The organism is Mycobacterium sp. (assembly GCF_035314665.1).
Lineage (GTDB): Bacteria > Actinomycetota > Actinomycetes > Mycobacteriales > Mycobacteriaceae > Mycobacterium.
Map to the genome: position 1 here is coordinate 1 of NZ_DATFZD010000133.1, position 2307 is coordinate 2307.

At 63.8% G+C, this 2307-nt stretch carries 2 protein-coding genes and 1 pseudogene; all 3 read right to left on the minus strand.

The window, feature by feature from the left end; translation table 11 throughout:
• Positions 1 to 309, minus strand: a 309-nt coding sequence (locus tag VKI00_RS10355) for a class I SAM-dependent methyltransferase (protein WP_324437337.1), incomplete at its 3' end; no start/stop codon positions are given.
• A 227-nt stretch (positions 310 to 536) separates the two neighbouring features.
• Entirely contained in the window at positions 537 to 989 is a 453-nt protein-coding gene (locus tag VKI00_RS10360; RefSeq protein ID WP_324437339.1) for an SRPBCC family protein, read from the minus strand.
• Between the two features lie 91 nt (positions 990 to 1080).
• A pseudogene (locus VKI00_RS10365) lies at positions 1081 to 1983 on the minus strand (universal stress protein).
• Positions 1984 to 2307 lie beyond the last annotated feature (324 nt).

Sequence of the window (2307 nt, forward strand, 5' to 3'; positions counted from 1 at the left end):
GTAGTGGGTGTCGCCGGTGTGCCGAACGGTGTAGATGAACGTTCCGCCTGGCCGCAGCACTCGCCGAACCTCATTCACGATGGCGTGGATTTCCTTGGTCGACAGGGCCATACACAATGCCATGTGCGCGAATACCGCATCGACTGCTCCGCACTCGAGAGGCAGGGGTTCGCGCAGATCGTGCACTGTCGCCGAGACCTGCGCGGCCACGCCTTGAGCTTGGGCGGCTCGGCGGATTTGGTCGACCGCAACAGCACTGAAGTCGGTGGCCACCACCCCTGAAGCCCTGCTCGGCGAAATACAGGGCATCCCGGCCGTGACCGGCCGCTAACTCTAAGACCAGCTCGGCACTGGCGGCCTTGAACACCTGCGCCGCGTACACCGCTGGCGCCGACGGCGCAGAGCCATACATATCGGGGTGCGCCCGGTAGGTGTCTTGCCAGTGCTGGCGCTGCGCTGCGCTCAGATCTGGCTGCTCGTGCGACATCCGTACGCATACCTCACGGTCGGGAGTTGGTTGTTCACACTCACAACGGCTAACTGTCCAGGGCTTGCTCGAGCACCTCCTTCAGCTTTTCCAAGTGCTTGGGTAGCCGCATACGCACCTGGGGGCGGACGACCAGTGGAAGGAGGAGCTTTCCGACGCCGTGCGCCTCGAACTCGAAGGCAATCGTGACGCGAGACCGCGCCCCGTCATCGAGCGGCTCAATCGTGCCTTTGGCGATTGCCGTAGTCGGGCCGCCGACCCCTCGCACCTTCCAGGACTTCGGAGGACTGAGTTCGGTTATCTCCTCGGTGGTCGACAATGTCCGGGGACCGACGCGCCGGGTGACGGCGGCCAGGGAGCCGACTCTAACCGGGGTGTTGCCTTCCCAATGTGCCGAGACAACATTGCCCTGCCACTCGGGGAAACGTGACGCGTCCGTCACGTACCAGAACACGTCCTCAGGGCGAAGGGATATGTCAACGGTCGCCGCGATCGACTTCATCTCGCCTCCTCATCGTGTCGATGGTGTTCATGTGATTGGGCTGCGCGAAGGGCGTCGCGAGTCAGCGATCACCCTTGGTTTGGTTGCGCCGCTATGACTCGCGGGCGACGATCACCACCGTCGGCGCCGCATGCGCGACGGCCGTGCTCACCGAGCCCAGCAGCATGCCGGCGAATCCGCCGCGACCGTTACTGCCGACGACGACGAGTTGTGCGGACTCCGAGTGCTCGACAAGTTGACGAGCCGGCTGATCGCACACCACCACACGTTGCACCGTGACATCGGGGTAGCGCTCCTGCCATCGGGCGAGCCACTCGGCCAGCGCCTCTTGTGCCTGCACTTCCATCGTCGCGAGATCCAGACCTGGCATTTCCGGCATGCTGACATCCGACCACGCATGCAGTGCCACCAAGTCCACACCCCGGCGGAAGGCCTCGTCAAAGGCGATCTCCGTCGCCAGTTCCGATGCGGGCGAACCGTCGATTCCCACCAGCACCGGTGCCTGCGCGGGCGGCGGGGCCTCATTATGGACGACCGCGACCGGGCAATGCGCATGGTTCACAAGGCCGGTGCTGACCGAGCCGAACCCGACCCGGCAAAACGCGCCGTCGCCCCGGCATCCTACGACCATCATGTCGGCACGCTTGGACTCATTGACGAGCGTGGAAACGGTCGGGCCATGTACCACCACGCTTTACACGAACGGCGGGCTGATGGCGGTGTGCCGCCAGGTGGGGGTGCTGTCGGCGACCGCCCTGCGCGCGTCTTCGAGAATTCGCCTCGCTTTGTCGTCCTGCCACTCGAAATAGTCTTGAGGAATCGGAATCTCCGGCCACGGCGCAACCGCCGGCACGACCGGTGCGACGACGTGCATGAGTGTTAGCGGAACATTGCGCATCGCAGCATCGCGAGCCGCCCAGTCGACCGCCGCCATTGACGACGCTGATCGGTCGACGCCGACCAAAATGCCACGATGAGTTTCGGAGCCGGACATTTCGTTTCCCCGTTTCTGTCGTATTGGCAGCTTCACGCATGACCGTAGGACGACCTTCGCAGAAGATCAGGTGGCAATGGTCACCGATTTGTTCGCCTAACGGCCTTACGCCGTCGACGGCTCGCGACTCATTCGCTGTACTCCGGTGGCGTTTATCGAAGCGTTAGCCCGTCGGCGGCGTTACCCGCCAACCACCTTCGTGTCGCATGTCAGGTGTGTGGCGGGCCGAAATTCAGACAACGACTAACCGTCGGCAGGCTCGTCTAGGCCGCTGTGCCCGTGGCAATCCAGGACAGCACACCGCCGCCGCTTGGACGTAACCTC